The sequence below is a fragment of the Micromonospora profundi genome (assembly GCF_011927785.1).
In the GTDB taxonomy this organism is placed as follows: domain Bacteria; phylum Actinomycetota; class Actinomycetes; order Mycobacteriales; family Micromonosporaceae; genus Micromonospora; species Micromonospora profundi.
Window position 1 is genome coordinate 5234555 of sequence record NZ_JAATJK010000001.1, and the last position, 16900, is coordinate 5251454.

Below are 16900 nucleotides of genomic sequence, written 5' to 3' on the forward strand. Positions count from 1 at the left end.
CGTTCGAAGCCGGGCCCGGACGGTCACTCGGCCAGGCGGGCCAGCTCCTCGTCGACGATCGACGGGTCGAGCTTGCGGAACACCGGCTTCGGCGGTGCCAGCGGCCGGCCGGACTCCAGCGGCACCGACTCCCAGCGCGCGCCGACCGTGTAGTCCCCGGTCAGCACCGGGTACGACGGACCGCCGTCCAGGTCGTCGACCTGCTCGATGACAGGCATCGGCGCGTGTACGCCGGTGCCGCCCAGCAGCTCGTGCACCTGCTGCGCGGAGTGCGGCAGGAACGGGGTGAGCAGCGTGTTGGCGTCACTGACCACCTGAAGGGCGACGTGCAGGATGGTGCCCTGGCGGGGCTTGTCGGCCTCGGCCTTGAGCTTCCACGGCGCCTGCTCGGACAGGTACCTGTTGGCCTCGGCGACCACCTTCATGGCCTCGCCGATGGCCTGCTTCTGCCGGTGCCGGCCGATCAGGTCACCGACCGTGGCGAAGCCGGCCCGGGCCACCGCGAGCAGCGCCTCGTCTGCCTCGGTGAGTCCTGCCGGGTCGACCGGCGGGATGGCGCCGAAGTTCTTCGCCGCCATCGAGACGGACCTGTTGACCAGGTTGCCCCAGCCGGCGACCAGCTCGTCGTTGTTGCGGCGGAGGAACTCGGCCCAGGTGAAGTCCGTGTCGTTGCTCTCCGGGCCGGCGGCGGCGATGAAGTAGCGCAGCGCGTCGGCGTCGTAGCGCTCCAGGAAGTCGCGGACGTAGATGACCACCTTGCGGGACGAGGAGAACTTGCGCCCCTCCATGGTCAGGTACTCGCTGGAGACCACCTCGGTGGGCAGGTTGAGCCGGCCCAGCTGGCCGGGCTCACCGTCGCGGGAGCCCTCGCCGGAGTAGCCGGAGAGCAGCGCCGGCCAGATCACCGAGTGGAAGACGATGTTGTCCTTGCCCATGAAGTAGTACGACCGCGCGTCCTTGCCCTCGCCGTCGGTCGACCACCACCTGCGCCACGCCTCCGGGTCGCCGGAGCGGCGGGCCCACTCGATCGAGGCGGACAGGTAACCGATCACCGCGTCGAACCAGACGTAGATCCGCTTGTCGGGCCGGTCCCGCCAGTCGTCCAACGGAATGGGTACGCCCCACTCCAGGTCCCGGGTGATCGCCCGCGGCTGGAGGTCGTCGAGCAGGTTGCGGGAGAACCGCAGCACGTTGGGCCGCCACCCGTCGCGGGTGTCCAGCCACTGCCGCAGCACCTCGGCCAGCGCGGGCAGGTCCAGGAAGAAGTGCTCGGTCTCGACGAACTTCGGGGTTTCCCCGTTGATCCGCGACTTCGGGTCGATCAGGTCGATCGGGTCGAGCTGGTTGCCGCAGTTGTCGCACTGGTCGCCGCGCGCGCTGTCGTACCCGCAGATCGGGCAGGTGCCCTCGATGTAGCGGTCGGGAAGGGTGCGCCCGGTGGACGGCGAGATGGCGCCCATGGTGGTCTTCGGCACGATGTAGCCGTTGCGGTACATCCCCTCGAACAGTTCCTGCACCACCGCGTAGTGGTTGCGGGTGGTGGTGCGGGTGAACAGGTCGTAGGAGAGCCCGAGGCCGTGCAGGTCCTCGACGATCACCCTGTTGTACCGGTCGGCCAGCTCGCGCGGGGTGACCCCGTCGGCGTCGGCCTGCACCTGGATGGGGGTGCCGTGCTCGTCGGTGCCGGAGACCATGAGCACGTCGTGGCCGGCCATCCGCATGTACCGGGCGAAGACGTCGGAGGGAACGCCGAAACCGGAGACGTGGCCGATGTGGCGGGGGCCGTTGGCGTACGGCCAGGCCACTGCCGCGAGAACGTGACTCATGAGCAGCAAGCCTAGTGACCCGTCCGGGAGCCCCGCGAACCAATAGGGGGTGCCGGCCCGGCGGACTGGGCCGACCACCCCGACTATTGGTCCGATTTGTTCCCGACACGCTGTCGACCTGCCCGTTCCGTCCCCGTGACCGGTGTGCAATGGTCGTCGTGACTGGCAGACGAACGGCGCGGGACCACGACGACCGTCCCACCGGGCCGGTGGCCGGCGACGAGCCCGTCCAGACGCCTGACCCGGCCCGAGGCGCCCGGGTGGCACCTGGCGCGTCCCGGGGTGCCGGGGTCGCGCCGCAGCCCCGGCCGGTGCCGGGCGTCGGCAGGGGGCCGGCCAACGGCGCGGCGCTCGGTGTGGAGCCGGTTCACGGGCCGGCGGACGACCCGGAGCCGGCCGGCGCAGCGCCAGTCGAGGTGGAGCCGACCACCGGGGCGCCTGTGGACGCGGTGCCACGACGGGTGCCGGTCCGCCAGCAGAGCCGCTGGCACCGAGGTGCCCGGCGGCTCGACGCCGACGCGCCTGACGACGAGGACGGTGCCTTCTGGGCGCCGATCGAGCAGGTGCACTGGGACGGCACCCCGGTCCGGCAGGACACCGAGCCCCAGCGCGACCGGCGGGTCGCACGCCGCGCCCCGCCCCGGACGGCAGCGCTGCCGGACCCGCTGCCCGGGCTTGCCGCGCTGGTGCTGCTGAGCCTGGTCACGGCCTTCTTCGCCTGGGTCAGCGCGGGGCCGTTCTGGCTCGCGGTCGGGCACGCCCGCACCGGCACAGTGGTGATCGACGAGTGCACCGGCGACGGGCTCACCCAGCGGTGCCGGGGCGTCTTCAGCGCGGACGACGGGCAGTTCCTGGCCCATGGCGTACGGGTTAGCGGTGTACCGGCCGGACGGGACGCGCGGGGGACGACGCTGCCCGCTCGGATGACCGGCCCGGACAGCGGCACCGCGTACGCCGACACCGGTGCCGGCCGGCACCTGCGCTGGCTGCCAGGCCTGCTGGTGGTGGCCGGCTGCGCGGCCGGCATCGCCCGCTGGACCGGCGCGACCCGGTTGCCCGGCCGGAGGCACCGCCTCTGGGCGGTCACCGCCGCACTTGCCGGCCCGGCGCTGATCACCATCGGTTTCCTCGCCGCCGCGTGGTGAATCCTGCGCCGCTTAGTGAATCTGCGCCCCGTGGTGAATCTGCGCGTGGTGAATCCACCGCCGCGTGGTGAGCCCAGCGCCGCGCGGCGGAGTCGGCGGGCCGGTTCAGCTGTGCACGATCGTGTAGACGTCGCGGCGGCGGAGGGCGTACTCGGTGGCGACCTCGGTGATCGCGTCCCGGCGGGACAGGCCGGCCGCCTCCCGCTCGGCGACCGCCGCGCGCAGTGTGTCGTCGTCGGGACGTTCCGCTGCGGTCACCGGCGCCCCGGCGACCACAAGGGTGATCTCCCCGCGCGGGTCGCCATCGGCGGCCCAGCGGGCCAGTTCACCGAGAGGGCGGCGGAGCACCTCCTCGTAGGTCTTCGTGAGTTCCCGGCAGAGCGCGGCCGGCCGATCCGCGCCGAACGTCTCGGCCAGGTCGGTGAGCGCCGCGCCGATCCGGTGTGGGGCCTCGAAGAAGACGAGGGTGCGTTCCTCGGCGACGAGCGCCCGCAGACGGGACCGGCGAGCGCCGGGCGTCCGAGGTAGGAACCCCTCGAAGCAGAACCGGTCGCAGGGCAGCCCGGAGACGGCGAGGGCGGTGGTGACCGCGCTGGGCCCGGGGGCGACGGTGACCGGCGCCCCGGCGTCCAGCGCGGCCCTGACCAGTCGGTAGCCGGGGTCGGAGACGCTCGGCATGCCTCCGTCGGTGACCAGAGCAACCGTGTAGCCGCCGAGGATCACCTCGACCAGTTCCGGGGTCCGGCGCTCCTCGTTGCCCTCGAAATACGAGACGATCCGACCACCGACGGTGATGTCGAGGTCACGGGCCAGCCGGGTCAGGCGGCGCGTGTCCTCGGCGGCCACCACATCGGCGCTGGCCAGCACCTCCCGGAGCCGGGCCGACGCGTCGGCGGGGTTTCCGAGCGGGGCACCGAGCAGAATGAGGCGCCCAGCCTCGGACATTTCACCCACGACATCGTCTCCTTCATCGACAATCCATACCGCTATCGGGGACGACGGGCGCCACCGGGCACCTTGGCAGCCTACGATCGCCGGGTGACGAGTGCGTCGACAGCGCAGAGCCCGAGCGCCGACCCGGCAGACACGGTCGAGGTGACCGGCGAGCCCGGCCCCACGGCGGATCCACCGGCACCCCGCGTGGAGGGCGGCGGCGCTGCCGCTGTGATCCGCCGCCGGTTCGCCACAGTCGACGCCCGGGCGGACCGGTTCTCGTGGCTCGCCACAGCAGTCGTGGTGGCCATCGCGGCGATCCTACGTTTCCTCGGCCTGTCCAGCCCCAGCGGTAAGATCTTCGACGAGACGTACTACGCCAAGGACGCGTACGGGCTGATCAGCCGCGGCGTCGAGTGGAACTACAAGGACAACGTCGCCTCGTACGTGGTGCACCCGCCACTGGGCAAGTGGTTGATCGGCCTCGGCGAGTGGGCCTTCGGCTATCAGGACGCCGATTCGAAGGTCTCCGTTCCCGGGCACCTGATCACCACCTCGCCGGAGTTCGGCTGGCGGTTCTCGGCGGCCGTCATCGGCACCCTGTCGGTGCTCCTGCTGGTCCGGATCGGCCGGCGGATGTTCCGCTCGACGGTCCTGGGGTGCGCTGCCGGTCTGCTGCTCGCCCTGGACGGCTTCCACCTGGTGCTGTCCCGCGCGGCGCTGCTCGACATCTTCCTGCTGTTCTTCGTGCTTGCCGCGTTCGGCGCGTTGGTGCTCGACCGCGACGCCAGCCGCCGACGCTGGGCGCGCGCTCTCGACGACGGGCTCGACACGAGCCGGCCGGGTCGGGCCGGCCGACCGCCGACGGGCTGGCGTACGTGGCCGTGGTGGCGCCTGGCCGCCGGGGTGCTGATCGGCTGCGCCTGCGCGGTGAAGTGGAGCGCTGTCTACTTCGTGCCCGCGTTCGCGCTGCTGGTGATCCTCTGGGAGGTCGGGGTCCGCCGGTCCGCGGGCGTCCGCCGGCCCTGGCGGGACACCGTGCTCGACGAGCTGCCGTGGCTGGTGCTGGCCGGCGTGCTGATCGTGGTCACCTACATCGCCACCTGGTCGGGGTGGCTGCTCTCCGACGACGGCTACTACCGGCTGGCGTCGTCGACGGCGTACCCGACCGACAAGCTCAGTGACGCCCCGGTGATCGGCCCGCTGATCAACCTCTTCGAATACCACCGCGCTGCGTACGGCTTCCACGCCCAACTCGACGATCCCCACAAGTACCAGTCGTGGCCGTGGCAGTGGCTGCTGCTCGGCCGTCCGGTGGCGTTCCACTACGCGACCGACGGGGCGTGCGGCGCACCGAGCTGCGCCTCGGAGATCCTGCTGCTGGGCACCCCGCTGCTGTGGTGGTCGTTCCTGCCCGCCCTGGTGGCGCTGGTGTGGCTGGGTGTGGCACGGCGCGACTGGCGGGCCGGCGCGATCCTGCTCAGCGTGGCGGCCGGGCTGCTGCCCTGGTTCGTGCTCGCCCTCGACGGCCGGACGATGTTCTCGTTCTACACCGCGCCGGTGCTGCCCTTCCTGGTGCTTGCCGTGGTCTACGTGCTGGGTGCGCTCATCGCACCGGCCGGGGGCGAGGTGGGCGAGGTGACTCGGCTGACGCCCGGCGACCCGGCGTACGAGCGGCGGCTGGTGGGCAGTGTCGCGGCCGGCGCCTACGTGCTGCTGGTGGGGCTGTGCTTCGCGTACTTCTATCCGATTTTCGTGGGCAAGGTGATTCCGTACTCGGATTGGCTGTCGCGAATGTGGCTCGACGGTCGGTGGATATAGGCACCGGCAGGCGACGCGCCGCACAGCGCGACGCAGACGGGCCCGCACGCTTCAAGCGTGCGGGCCCGTCTGGACAAAGGCGCGCGCCCCGATCGCCTGCCACGGGGGAAGCGGGCGATTGGGGCGCGCATGAAGAGCTTAACCACCCCGCACCACCGGCACAACGGGTCGACTTGGGTCAGATTCCCGACCATACTCACCGCGTCCAGCACATTCCTTCGATAGTTGACCGAGGGTGACCCGTCGTGGACCCTGCGCCTCGATGGGCTGCTTCGATGTTCATGCGACGCCGCGCGGCTGACGCGGGCGTCCAGTTCCGTGCCGCACCGGGCCTGTGCGGCGATCGTGACAGGAGGCGGGGCGCTGTGGAGTTACTGGCCCGGGTCCGGGAGATCTGCCTGGCCCTGCCCGAGGTGACCGAGCGACCCAGTCACGGGTCACCGACCTGGTTCGTCCGGGACAAGAGCGTCTTCGTCACCCTGCACGCCGACGGGCACCACCAGAACGACTTCCCACACCTCTGGTGCGCGGCCCCGCCGGGCGCGCAGGCGGAGCTGACCGCCGCCGACCCGGAACGCTTCTTCCGCCCTCCCTACGTGGGTGGTCGGGGGTGGCTCGGCGTACGGCTCGACGGCACGGTCGACTGGGTCGAGATCGACGAGTTGTGCCGGGACGCTTACCGGGAGATCGCGCCGAAGCGGCTTGTCGCCCTGCTCGACGCGTCCGCCTGACCCCCGTCCCGCCGCGGTGATCATCGGGCGGTCACCCGGATGATCGTCCAAAGTGGATCTCACTACACTGCGGGCCGTGATCAACTTCAGACGATCGACGGCCGTCCTCCTTGGACTGCTGGCGACCACCGCGCTGACCGGGCCGGTCCCGGCGAGAGCCGGCGAGGAGCCGGTGACCGAACCTCCCCGCGTCGAACTCGTGCTCGACGTGAGCGGCTCGATGCGCGCCGCCGACATCGACGGACGCAGTCGGATCTCGGTAGCCCAGCAGGCGTTCAACGAGGTGGTGGACGCGCTGCCGGAGGAGACGCAGCTCGGCATCCGGGTGCTCGGCGCGACCTACCGGGGCAAGGACAAGAAGGTCGGCTGCCAGGACACCCAGCAGATCGTGCCTGTCGGGCCGGTGGACCGTGCCCGGGCCAAGGACGCGGTGGCGACACTCCGTCCGACCGGGTTCACGCCGGTCGGGCTCGCCCTGCGCTCCGCCGCGCAGGATCTGGGCAGCGGTTCCACCACCCGACGCATCGTGCTGATCACCGACGGGGAGGACACCTGCGCCCCGCCGGACCCGTGCGAGGTGGCCCGGGAGTTGGCCGCGCAGGGCACCAGCCTCGTCGTCGACACGCTCGGTCTCGCGCCCGACGAGAAGGTCCGCCGGCAACTGCTGTGCATCGCCAGCGCGACCGGCGGCACGTACACCGCGGCGCAGAGCGCTGAAGAGCTGACCGGACGGATCAAGCAGCTCGTCGAGCGGGCCGCCGACACCCACACGCGGGCACCGACAGTCGTCGGCGGTACCAGCGCCTGTGACTCGGCGCCGCTGCTCGCCCCCGGTGTCTACGCGGACCGGGAGGCGTTCTCCGAGCACCGCTACTACCGCGTTCCGGTACGCCCCGGGCAGGAGCTGCGTGCCTCGGTGAGCATGGCGCTGGACCGGCCCGTGAACCGGGACTACGGGGTGCTGCTGCGGGCCACCGCCGCCGACGGCCGGGAACTCGTCCGGGGCGCCGACGCCGGCAGCGGACGCGCCGACGTGCTCTCCGCCGGGCTGCGCTGGTCGGCAACCGCCGACGACGAGGACGACACGGTGGCCGAGCAGAGTGCGGCGCCCGTCGTCGAGCCCACCACCGTCTGCCTTGTGGTGAGCAATTCGTTCGCCCCCCGCCCCGGAACGGCCGCGACGCCCGGCATGCCTGTGGAGCTGACCATCGACGTGGTCGCCGCCGCTCCCGGCCCGGACGGCCCCGACCTCGGCCGGGGCTGGGTGCTGCTCGCCCTGCTCACCGTCGCCGGACTGCTCACCGGCCTGATCGCCGGTCTGCTCACCCGCTGGTGGGTCGCCACCTGGAGGGAGAACTGATGCGTACACCGCTGTTCCGCTCGCTCGTCGCGCTGCTCGCCGCCGGTGGGGCCACGCTGCTGCCCGCGGCGGCCGCCGCCGCCCCCACGCCGTCGCCGGGCGCCACCCCTGTGACCCGCGCCGGCACCTCGTTCCTCACCGCCACCCCGATCACCGCCGGGCAGCCGGTACGGGTGGACGCCTCGGTCGGCGACCACCTGTACTGGTCGTTCCCTGCCACCGCCGGGCAGGTGCACGAGATCAGTGCCACCGTCACCTTCCCGAAGGCACGCTCCGGCGCGTCCACCTGGACCGTCGACGTCTTCGACGGGCTGCGGCGGCGGCAGGCCTGCACCGCCGGGGCGCAGACCCCGACGGTGGACGCGAAGGCGTCGAGCGTGGCGCTGGGCTGCACACTGCGCGAGGTGCGGCCCTGGGCGGAGCCGTGGTCGGCCGACCCGCTGCCCGGCACGTACGTCGTCCGGCTCTCCGTTGTGGAACTGCCCGAGCCGGACCTCGGCGCGCCCATCGACGTGGACCTGCTCGTCGGAGTCGTCGCCGACCGGGGCTCCTCGGCCGAGGACGGTGAGCTGGCCGCGCCACTTGTGGCGAACACCAAGGCGGGGACAGTGCTCACCGCCGTACCCACGGAGGACCCGGAGGCCGACGACGAAGGTGACTCGCTGGCGGCCTGGCTGCCGGATCTCGGCTCGCGCTGGATCTGGACCGGCGTGGGCGGCGTGCTCGCCGCCGTGGCCGGCGTGGTCGGCTTCGCCCTGACGCGGCGTCCCCGACGCGCCTGAAACCCGCGCGACAAGTCGGTGGTCCCGCCGTCGGGCGGGGCCACCGACTGCGGGGCATTTTCGGCGGCCCGGCCGTTCACCTGCGGCGCGGGATCCAGCCGATGAAGCGATCCTGGAGGGACATGACCGGGGCGGTACGCAGATCCTCCGTGGCGGCGGCGAGGCACGAACCCAGGTAGACGCTCAGCATCGCCCGGTCACCCCCGTACTCCGCCAGCAGCCGGCCGCGTTTCGTCGCGCACGGCCACTCCTCACCGCAGGAACCGCAATTCCAGCCAGGGGTCGTCGGGGCATGCTCGTCAGCCCGCACTCCCGGCCGTTCCGCACCATCGGTCATCGCATAGTCCTCTCCAGATGTCCACGGGACTGGCGGCCGCGCGCGGCCAGCTTTGATGGTGGTCCCTCCGGAGCCATCAGGGAGGGAGCGACGCGTCCCTCCGGTGATACATCTTTGCGGTACCTTCTCCCCTCGTGAGAGTCAGAAAGTTGACGGTCGGCCGGTTATCGGCGCTCAACGTCCGTTTCTACCGATTGGTAGGCGACAACGATGCGTGACCTGCTGCCCCCGACGGTGGCCGTGGCCGTCGCCGGCCCCGACGACTGGGCCGGGAAGCTGCTCGCCGCCGAGCAGGAATGCCTCGGCGAACGGGCGGTACAGGCCCGTCGCCGGGACTTCACCGCCGGCCGCGTCTGCGCCCGCCGGGCACTGACCGACCTCGGCCTGCCGGCGACGGCGGTACCGGCCGCCGCCGACCGCGCGCCCGTCTGGCCTGCCGGCGTCGTCGGCAGCATCACCCACACCAGCGGCTACTGCGCCGCCGCCGCAGCCCGCGCCACCGACCTCCGGTCCGTCGGTATGGACGCCGAGCGGCACCGCGAAATCAACACCGGGGTACGCCGACTCGTGCTGCTGCCCGAGGAGGAGGAGAACTGCGCCCGGCTGCCCGCCGGCACCTCCTGGCCGGTCGTCTACTTCAGCGCCAAGGAGACCGTCTACAAGGTCTGGTACCCGGTCGTCGGCAGCTGGTTGGACTTCCACGACGCCCACCTGAGCATCGACCCGGACGCCGGTACGTTCACCGCACGGATCGCACCCTCCCGGGTGGACGCCGCCGACGTCGTCGACCCACCCGCCACGATCGCCGGGCGGTTCGTTGTCGCCGACGGCCTGGTCCGTACCGCCGCCGTCCTCCCGCTCAGCTGAGTCGCGTCGTCCACACTGGCCGGGCGGAAGTGCCGGTCCGGCGCATCGACAGGACCCTCGACAGGGCACGGTAACGTCGGCGGGTTCCCGAAGCCGCAACTGACGAGGTGCCAAGGAGTACGTTGACCCACCCCCAGCCCCCCAGCGGGCCGCAGGACCCTCAACAGCCGAACCCGGAGCCACCGGCCCAGCCGAACCCGGAGCCACCGGCCCAGCCGAACCCGGAGCCACCGGCCCAGCCGAACCCGGAGCCACCGGCCCAGCCGAACCCGGAGCCACCGGCCCAGCCGAACCCGGAGCCACCGGCCCAGCCGAACCCGGAGCCACCGGCCCAGCCGAACCCGGCGACACCGGCCCAGCCGAACCCGGCGACACCGGCCCAGCCGAACCCGGCGACACCTCCGCAGACCGCCGCCGACCCGACCGCCCCGACGGCGCCCGAATCGCCCAGCCCGTGGTCGCCACCTCCACCGCTGGTGTTCGGCGCGCAGCAGCCTGCCGCGCCGCAGCCCTCCCACGGCGGTGAGCCGCAGCAGCCGTCCGTCAGCGAGCAGCCGCCGTTCTCCAGCGCACCGCAGCCGCCGTTCACCGGCGACCAGCAGCCACCGCCGTTCTCGAGCCCGCCGCAGCCGCCGTTCACCGGCGCACCGCAGCCGCCGTTCGCTAGCGACCAGCCGCCGTTCACCGGCGCACCGCAGCCGACCCCGCCGTACTCCTCCCCGCCGTACTCGTCCCCGCCGGGTCCGCACTGGCAGCAGCAGGCGCCGTTCGCAGCCGGTGGGTACCCGCCCGCCGGCGGCGGCGGTGGTTATCCGCCGCCGACCGGGCCGGGCTACCCGCCGCCGACCGGGCCGGGTTACCCGCCGCCGGCTGGGCCGGGTTATCCGCCCGGCATGCCGCCGCCCGCGACGGGGGCGAACTCCACGAAGACCGTGCTGATCATCGTGGTCATCGCAGCCGTGCTTGCCCTGCTGTGCTGCGTGGGCGGCATCGTGACGATGGTCGTCGGTGCGAACCGCACCGCGAACGAGACGATCGAGTCCATACCCGAACTCGGGGGGCCGGCGCCCGCCCCGTCGTCCACCGGCGGCCCGTCGATGAACATGCCGGCGGGGAACTCCGCGCAGATCGACGACGACCGGGGCGTCATGAAGGTCACCGTGACCAAGTTCAGCACCGCCACCGAACCGTGCAGGACGAGCGGCCCCAAGCCCGACAAGGGCATGTACCTGATCGCCGACGTGACCGTGTCGATCGTCGAGGGCACCGGCTCGATCAACCAGCTGTACTTCTGGTGGATCGCCGCCGACGGCACCAGGACCAGCACCATCGTCGGGATTTTGTCCGGCTGCGGCACGACGCTGCGGTCCGGCACCAACCTGACCGCCGGCACCACCCACACCGGCACCATCGTGTTCAACGTGCCCGACACCAACGGCACTCTGGAGTACCAGCACAGGTTCAGGACCGCCGCCAGCTGGAAGCCGTGACGCTGTGACGTGGGGCCGGCCCGTCGGGGCCGGCCCCAGCTCGAACAGGTTGGCCGCCTCGTCCCGGCGGCCCGACTGCCGTACTCCCCGCGCCGACTTCGGCCCAAGCAGCCTGCCGTACTCCCCGCGCCGACTTCGGCCCGAGCAGGCAGTCGTTCCCGGTGGTCACCAAGCCCTACCAACTGGAGGGCGCGGCCGCCCGGCTCCGCCGCCGTGCCGGCACCCTTTGGCGGCCTTGTCGCGCGCTAGCTGTCGCCGCCGAAGAGGGAGAGATAGCGGCCGAGATAGAGCGACCATCCGGCGTCGCTGTCGACTCCGTCTCGAACGGACTCCCAGCCAGGGCCGTGCCGCTCAAGATGCCGGTGTTCCAGCGCGATCCGGGTCCGGCCCGGTGCCTCGACGATGAAGGCGACTTCGACCTCGCTGGCGAGGTCCGGGTCGGGTTCGGGTTGCCAGGTCGGCCCGATGTCCCAGCTGAAGACGACGCGGGTCGGCGGCTCGTACGCGAGGATGCGCGCCCACCGGCATTCACTGCCGTCGACACCCCGGTCGTAGATGTGCCCGCCGACCCTCGGCTCGAACACTGTCGCGGCGATGGGGACCGTGAGCAGGTTGTGCTCGCGGGGCTTGAAGTCGCCGAACCGCTCGACGAATACGGTGAAAGCCTGCTCGATGGGCGCATCGACGACGATTTGCCGGCGCACCACCGCCGTAGCTGCTTGCGTCATGGACGCTCCTCGGTCTCTTCGACGATGTCCTGATAGCCGTCCAGCGCCCGTCGCCAGAACGTGTCGAGCTGGTCCCGTAGTGCGGCCAGCCCATCCGGACTCAGCCGGTAGACGCGACGGGTTCCCATCGGGTGGTCGACCACCAGGCCCGCGCTCTTGAGCACCTTGAGGTGCTGCGACACGGCTGGTCGACTGATGGGCAGCTCGTCTGCCAGCTCCCCCACGGCGCAGGGTCTCTCGGCCAGGCGCTGAACGATGGCGAGCCTGCTGGGATCACCCAGCGCCTCCCAGCCTGGATGCACTCCGTAAGTCACCACGAACGTAAGCTACGACTTACCGATGCTGGCGTCAAGGCGAGAATTGAACGCCTCGACGCCCCGACAGCCTGCGGATCACCTGAAACCGGCGCGCTACTGGTGGCCGAAGAATGGCCCTGAGGGGCAATCATCAGCGGCGCTCCGCGATACGCGCGCCCAAACGAAAACAGGGCCCGAAGGCCCTGGATTCTCGCTGATCTGCGCCCGCTGATCTTGCCTGCGGGCCCCCCTGGTCGTACGTGTTGCTGGTGGAGCTGAGGGGATTTGAACCCCTGACCCCCTCGATGCGAACGAGGTGCGCTACCAGTCTGCGCCACAGCCCCCCACCGGCGAGCCGGCTTCGGTCCCACCCGGCTTACACCGGGCGGGCCGGCAGCAAGGCTAACAGGTCGCCGGCCTCCACCGCGAATCCGCCCCCGCCGCCGCGCCGCCATCAAGCCGACGCCGCGCCAACGCCGCACCGAAGATCGACTCGGCTTCCTTGAAACCGGGGCATCCGGGACGCCACGACACCGCGATTTCCAGGAAACCGAGTCGATCAAGAGCAAGCGCCGCCCGACCAAGAGCCTCAGGCTCCTCGGCCCGCCTCATAGGGGCGGCCACGTAGCCCGCCGGAGCGTCGGTACGACACCGAGCCACCGTTGACGGCCGCCGGCAGGTCTCCGGGGCGGTCGAGGCCCATGGCGGCTCGGCGTACCCCTTCGCGCTGGGCCGCCAGGCGGCGTTGCGCCTCGCGGCGGGCAGCGGCACGGCGGGCCTGTTCGCGGCGGACCTCGGCCTGGCGGGCGGCCAACCAGGCCGCTTCGCGGGCCCGGGCGCGGCGTCGGCGGCGACCGGCGAGGGCCTGACCGCGCAGGTGGACGACGTACATGGCAAGCAGCAGGAAGGTGACCGAGAAGCTGATCCAGAAGCCGGGGCTGACGAACAGCACGCCGATCAACTCGACGAAGTTGAGCAGCAGCAGGGCGGCGAGTACGCGGCGGCGGCGGTACACGGCGGGGGTGTGCTGTCGGCGCGGCGGCGGGCGGCGACGGGACCGCTTGGGGGCCGGCGGTACGGCGCGCAGCCGGCCGGAGCGGCGGGCTGCCGGGGGCGCGGAGACCGGCGCGGCCAACCTACCTGTAGTCGCGTCCTCACTCAGAGTGATGGTGAGGGAGCGCGGAGGGTGGACGGGTCGCCGTCCGGGCACAGTGCGGCGCCGTCGGCGGCGCTGGAGCACCCGCGCCGTCGACTGCGCCCGCTCCGCCACCAGCCGCTCGGTGGCGTCGTACCGGCGAACCAGCGCCGGGGCCAGGGCGAGCAGGCCGGCGGCGGCGAGGACGGCGAGGAGCACCGAGGTCGGCACCCTCACCCCTCCCGTCACCAATTCGGAGCAACCGCCACCCGACCGCAGGATCTTCCACCGATCGCGCCTGGGTGCGTAGATCGTCCGGACGGGGGAACGCTTGCCACAGCTTGCAGTTACTTGAGGTTACGGCTCGCCGACCGGGATGCCACCGCGCCGCGCCGATCCCGTGCGTGGGACGGCTCACCGGGCGTTTGCGCGTACCCGATGCCAGCGGGCCAAAAGACCGCCCTCGGCGGCGATCTCCTCGCTCGTCATCGCGTATCCGATGTGGTCCCGCCAGGCGCCGTCGATGTGCATGTAGCGCACGTGGTACGCCTCCTCGCGGAAGCCGAGTTTTTCCACAACCCGCCGGGAGGGCCGGTTCTCCGGTCGGATGTTGACCTCCACCCGGTGCAGCCCGCCCGGCCCGAACGCGTGGTCCACGGCGAGCGCCAGCGCCGTCGGGATCACGCCCTGACCGGCGACCCGGGCGTCCACCCAGTAGCCGACGTATCCGGAGCAGAAGGCACGCCGGACGATGCTGCCAACGTTGATGTGCCCGACCAGTCGATCCCGGTCGCCCTCACGCAGACAGACCGCGAACGGCATGCCTTCGCCCTCCCGGGCGGACCGGCGCTGGTCGCGGTGCACCCAGCGGAACGCGGCAGGCGAGTTCAGCTCGTCCCAACTTCCGGGCAGCGACGACTCCCAGGGCGCCAGCCAGGCCCGGTTGGCCCGGCGTACCTCAGACCAGGCCGCCGCGTCGGAGCGCCGGTAGGGACGCAGCAACACCGGGCCGTCGGCCAGCACCGCCGGCCAGCCGGGTGCCCGCACGGGTCCGAAGAGACTCACACGCACAGTCTCCCGCGCGGGACCCTGTCGCGCGCAAGTAGACCCGCGATGAACCGCTGACCGCCCATCGTGGGAGCGGACCGCGAGCGGGCAGATAGGGCAACCGTCACCGACGGCGGTCGAGCAGCAGTACGTCCACGGTGGAGCCGGCGGCGGCGGTGGTGACCCGCTCCCCGAGCACCAGCAGCCCGTTCGCCTCGGCCAGTCCGGACAGGGTGAACGGCCCGCCGCTGAGCGGCTGCACCGTGTACCCGCCGCCACGCCGCTCGGCGACGTGCGCGGGCCGGAACTCCCGCAGCCCACCCGGGGACGACACGGTCTCCAACAGGTGCGCGCGGACGCTGGGACGGAACACCGGCTCGGCGCCGGCAAGCAGTTGGATGGCGGGACGCGCCAGCACCTCGAAGCCGATCAGCGCGGCACCGGGATCGCCGGGCAGGCAGACCACCGGCACCTCCTCGGCGCCGACAGTGCCGAAGCCGAGCGCGGTGCCCGGGTAGAGCGCCACATCGGTGAAGGTGACCGGGCCGGCCCGGCCGCCCTCGCGGCGGGACAGGATACGGCGCACCATGTCGCCGGGGCCGGTGCCGGTACCGCCCGTCGTGATGATCAGGTCGGCGCGCAGGGTCTGGTCCTCCAGAAGCCCGCGCAGCCCTTCCGGGTCGTCGTCGCAGATACCCACCCGGTACGCCAGCGCGCCCACCTCGGCCGCGGCTGCGGTCAAGGCGTGCGAGTTGGCGTCCACCACCTGCCCAGGCTGGCTGCCCCGGCCGACGTCGACAAGTTCGTCGCCGGTGGCCACGATGACGACCCGTGGGCTGGGCCGGACCACCACGTGCCCGATGCCGGTGGCGGCGAAGACGGCGACCAGCGCCGGGGAGACGTATGTGCCGGCACGGGCGAGCAGGGTGCCGACGGCCAACTCCTCACCGGCGCGGCGCACCCCGTACCCCCGCTTGGGGGCGCGGAAGATCTCCACGGCGGCCATGCCCTGGTCGGTCCATTCGACAGGGACCACGACGTCGGCGGCGACCGGCAGCGGCGCCCCGGCGGCCACCGAGAAGCACGAGCCCGGGGTGAGCCGCACCGGTCGCCAACTCGCCGCGCCCAGGTCGCCCACCACGTTGAGCCGGATGGTCCGCCCACCGGGCGTACCCGATGGGGCCGGGACGTAGCTCGGGCCCCGGCCCCCTCCGGAGATGTCCTCCCAGCGTGCCGCGTACCCGTCCACGGCCGCCTGATCGAAGGCCGGGAAGGCGTGCGGCGCGACGACGTCCTCGGCGAGGACGTTGCCGTGCGCCTGGGTGAGGTCGAGGTCGAGTGGCGGCAGCGCTCGTAACCTGCGCAGCACGCTGCCCAGGTAGTCGGCGAGCGGCGTCAACTCGTTCGCGGCCGCCTCGGCGTCGGCCGTAGCTGTCATGTACCAGATCCGCCTGCCGCGTCGGCCTTCACGAACTCGGCCAGCCAGGAACGGAACTCGGCGCCGAGGTCCTCGCGCTCGGCGGCGATCTGCACGACCGTCTGCAGGTATCCGAGCGGCATGCCGGTGTCGTAGCGGGTGCCCCGGTAGACGATCGCGTGCACCGGCGTGCCCTCGGTACGCAGCAACTCCATGGCGTCGGTCAGCTGGATCTCGCCGCCGCTGCCCGGCTTGGTCCGCCGGATCGCGTCGAAGATCTTCCCCGGCAGGACGTACCGGCCGAGCACGGCGAGGTTGCTCGGGGCGTCCTCCGGCTGCGGCTTCTCCACCATGCCTGTCACCTTGACGACCTCGCCGATGTCGGTGAGCTCCGACTCGGCGGGCTCGACGGAGGCGATGCCGTACCGCTTGGTCTCGGCCGGGTCGACCTCGAAGAAGGCGAGCACCACGCCGCCGGTGCGGGCCTGCAACTCAAGCATTGCCGGCAGCAGCGGCTCGGACGGCTTGACGAACTCGTCGCCGAGCAGCACAGCGAACGGCTGGTCACCGACGTGCGACTCGGCGTACCCGACGGCGTGACCGAGCCCGAGCTGCTCCGGCTGCCGGACGGTGTAGATCTCGGCCAGCTCACTCGGCCGGCGTACGGCGGCCAACCGCTCGGCGTCGCCCTTCTCCTCAAGCCTGGCCTCCAGGTCGGGGCGACGGTCGAAGTGGTCCACCATCGACGTCTTACCCCGTCCGGTGATCAGCAACACGTCGCCGATGCCGGCCTGGGTCGCCTCCTCGACGATGTACTGCAACACCGGCCGGTCCACCACCGGTAGCAGTTCCTTGGGCACCGCCTTGGTGGCCGGCAGGAAGCGGGTGGCCAGTCCGGCGGCCGGGATGACGGCCTTGACCGCCAGGGGACGGCCGGTTGCGGCGACCGTCGATGAGGGGTTCGCTGAGTGCTCCGACATGCCGC

Annotated in this window: 16 protein-coding genes and 1 tRNA gene; 7 read left to right on the top strand and 10 right to left on the bottom strand. The window is 72.1% G+C overall.

Annotated features, from left to right (window positions below):
* Positions 1-23: 23 nt before the first annotated feature.
* Entirely contained in the window at positions 24-1826 is a 1803-nt protein-coding gene (metG, locus tag F4558_RS23030) for a methionine--tRNA ligase (protein WP_167945971.1), read from the bottom strand.
* Positions 1827-1984: 158 nt separating this feature from the next.
* On the opposite strand from metG, the gene F4558_RS23035 reads away from it, so the two are divergent.
* The gene (locus F4558_RS23035; RefSeq protein WP_312877386.1) at positions 1985-2971 is read left to right on the top strand and encodes a hypothetical protein; all 987 of its coding nucleotides are present in this window, start codon (positions 1985-1987) and stop codon (positions 2969-2971) included.
* Positions 2972-3076: 105 nt separating this feature from the next.
* Here the strand turns inward: F4558_RS23035 and rsmI are convergent, their stop codons facing one another.
* Positions 3077-3916, bottom strand: coding sequence for a 16S rRNA (cytidine(1402)-2'-O)-methyltransferase (gene rsmI, locus F4558_RS23040; RefSeq protein WP_209274587.1), 840 nt, complete (start codon positions 3914-3916; stop codon positions 3077-3079).
* A 93-nt stretch (positions 3917-4009) separates the two neighbouring features.
* Between rsmI and F4558_RS23045 the strand changes: the two genes are divergently transcribed.
* The 4 genes from F4558_RS23045 (at position 4010) to F4558_RS23060 (ending at position 8598) form a co-directional block, all read left to right on the top strand.
* The gene (locus tag F4558_RS23045; RefSeq protein ID WP_167945973.1) at positions 4010-5725 is read left to right on the top strand and encodes a dolichyl-phosphate-mannose--protein mannosyltransferase; all 1716 of its coding nucleotides are present in this window, start codon (positions 4010-4012) and stop codon (positions 5723-5725) included.
* A gap of 275 nt (positions 5726-6000) precedes the next feature.
* Positions 6001-6456, top strand: a complete 456-nt coding sequence (locus F4558_RS23050; protein ID WP_245241351.1) for an MmcQ/YjbR family DNA-binding protein — start codon at positions 6001-6003, stop codon at positions 6454-6456.
* A 76-nt stretch (positions 6457-6532) separates the two neighbouring features.
* Positions 6533-7816 (top strand): VWA domain-containing protein, encoded by a 1284-nt coding sequence (locus tag F4558_RS23055; RefSeq protein WP_167945974.1) that lies wholly within the window; start codon positions 6533-6535, stop codon positions 7814-7816.
* On the top strand, positions 7816-8598 hold the full coding sequence (locus tag F4558_RS23060) for a peptidase (RefSeq protein WP_167945975.1): 783 nt from the start codon (positions 7816-7818) through the stop codon (positions 8596-8598). The genes F4558_RS23055 and F4558_RS23060 overlap by 1 nt, the downstream gene beginning before the upstream one ends.
* 76 nt (positions 8599-8674) lie before the next feature.
* On the opposite strand, the gene F4558_RS23065 is transcribed toward F4558_RS23060, so the two are convergent.
* The gene (locus F4558_RS23065; protein ID WP_053659229.1) at positions 8675-8935 is read right to left on the bottom strand and encodes a hypothetical protein; all 261 of its coding nucleotides are present in this window, start codon (positions 8933-8935) and stop codon (positions 8675-8677) included.
* Positions 8936-9145: 210 nt separating this feature from the next.
* Between F4558_RS23065 and F4558_RS23070 the strand changes: the two genes are divergently transcribed.
* Together F4558_RS23070 and F4558_RS32000 are read left to right on the top strand one after the other, a co-directional pair.
* The gene (locus F4558_RS23070) at positions 9146-9802 is read left to right on the top strand and encodes a 4'-phosphopantetheinyl transferase family protein (protein WP_053659227.1); all 657 of its coding nucleotides are present in this window, start codon (positions 9146-9148) and stop codon (positions 9800-9802) included.
* A 122-nt stretch (positions 9803-9924) separates the two neighbouring features.
* Complete coding sequence (locus F4558_RS32000; RefSeq protein WP_280845244.1) at positions 9925-11292, top strand: DUF4352 domain-containing protein; 1368 nt, start codon at positions 9925-9927, stop codon at positions 11290-11292.
* A gap of 245 nt (positions 11293-11537) precedes the next feature.
* Here F4558_RS32000 and F4558_RS23080 read toward each other — a convergent pair whose 3' ends face one another.
* The 7 genes from F4558_RS23080 to F4558_RS23110 form a co-directional block, all read right to left on the bottom strand.
* Complete coding sequence (locus F4558_RS23080; protein ID WP_167945976.1) at positions 11538-12020, bottom strand: SRPBCC family protein; 483 nt, start codon at positions 12018-12020, stop codon at positions 11538-11540.
* The gene (locus F4558_RS23085) at positions 12017-12337 is read right to left on the bottom strand and encodes an ArsR/SmtB family transcription factor (RefSeq protein WP_197281627.1); all 321 of its coding nucleotides are present in this window, start codon (positions 12335-12337) and stop codon (positions 12017-12019) included. Before F4558_RS23085 ends, F4558_RS23080 begins: the two co-directional genes overlap by 4 nt.
* Positions 12338-12583: 246 nt before the next feature.
* Positions 12584-12660 (bottom strand) — tRNA-Ala (locus F4558_RS23090).
* Between the two features lie 245 nt (positions 12661-12905).
* Positions 12906-13688 (bottom strand): divisome protein SepX/GlpR, encoded by a 783-nt coding sequence (sepX, locus tag F4558_RS23095; RefSeq protein WP_197281626.1) that lies wholly within the window; start codon positions 13686-13688, stop codon positions 12906-12908.
* A 177-nt stretch (positions 13689-13865) separates the two neighbouring features.
* A complete protein-coding gene (locus F4558_RS23100; protein ID WP_053659219.1) occupies positions 13866-14516 on the bottom strand; it encodes a GNAT family N-acetyltransferase in 651 nt (216 codons plus the stop codon).
* Positions 14517-14622: 106 nt separating this feature from the next.
* Positions 14623-15936 (bottom strand): molybdopterin molybdotransferase MoeA, encoded by a 1314-nt coding sequence (locus F4558_RS23105; RefSeq protein WP_053659217.1) that lies wholly within the window; start codon positions 15934-15936, stop codon positions 14623-14625.
* Positions 15933-16895, bottom strand: coding sequence for a UTP--glucose-1-phosphate uridylyltransferase (locus F4558_RS23110; RefSeq protein WP_167945977.1), 963 nt, complete (start codon positions 16893-16895; stop codon positions 15933-15935). Before F4558_RS23110 ends, F4558_RS23105 begins: the two co-directional genes overlap by 4 nt.
* Positions 16896-16900: the final 5 nt, after the last annotated feature.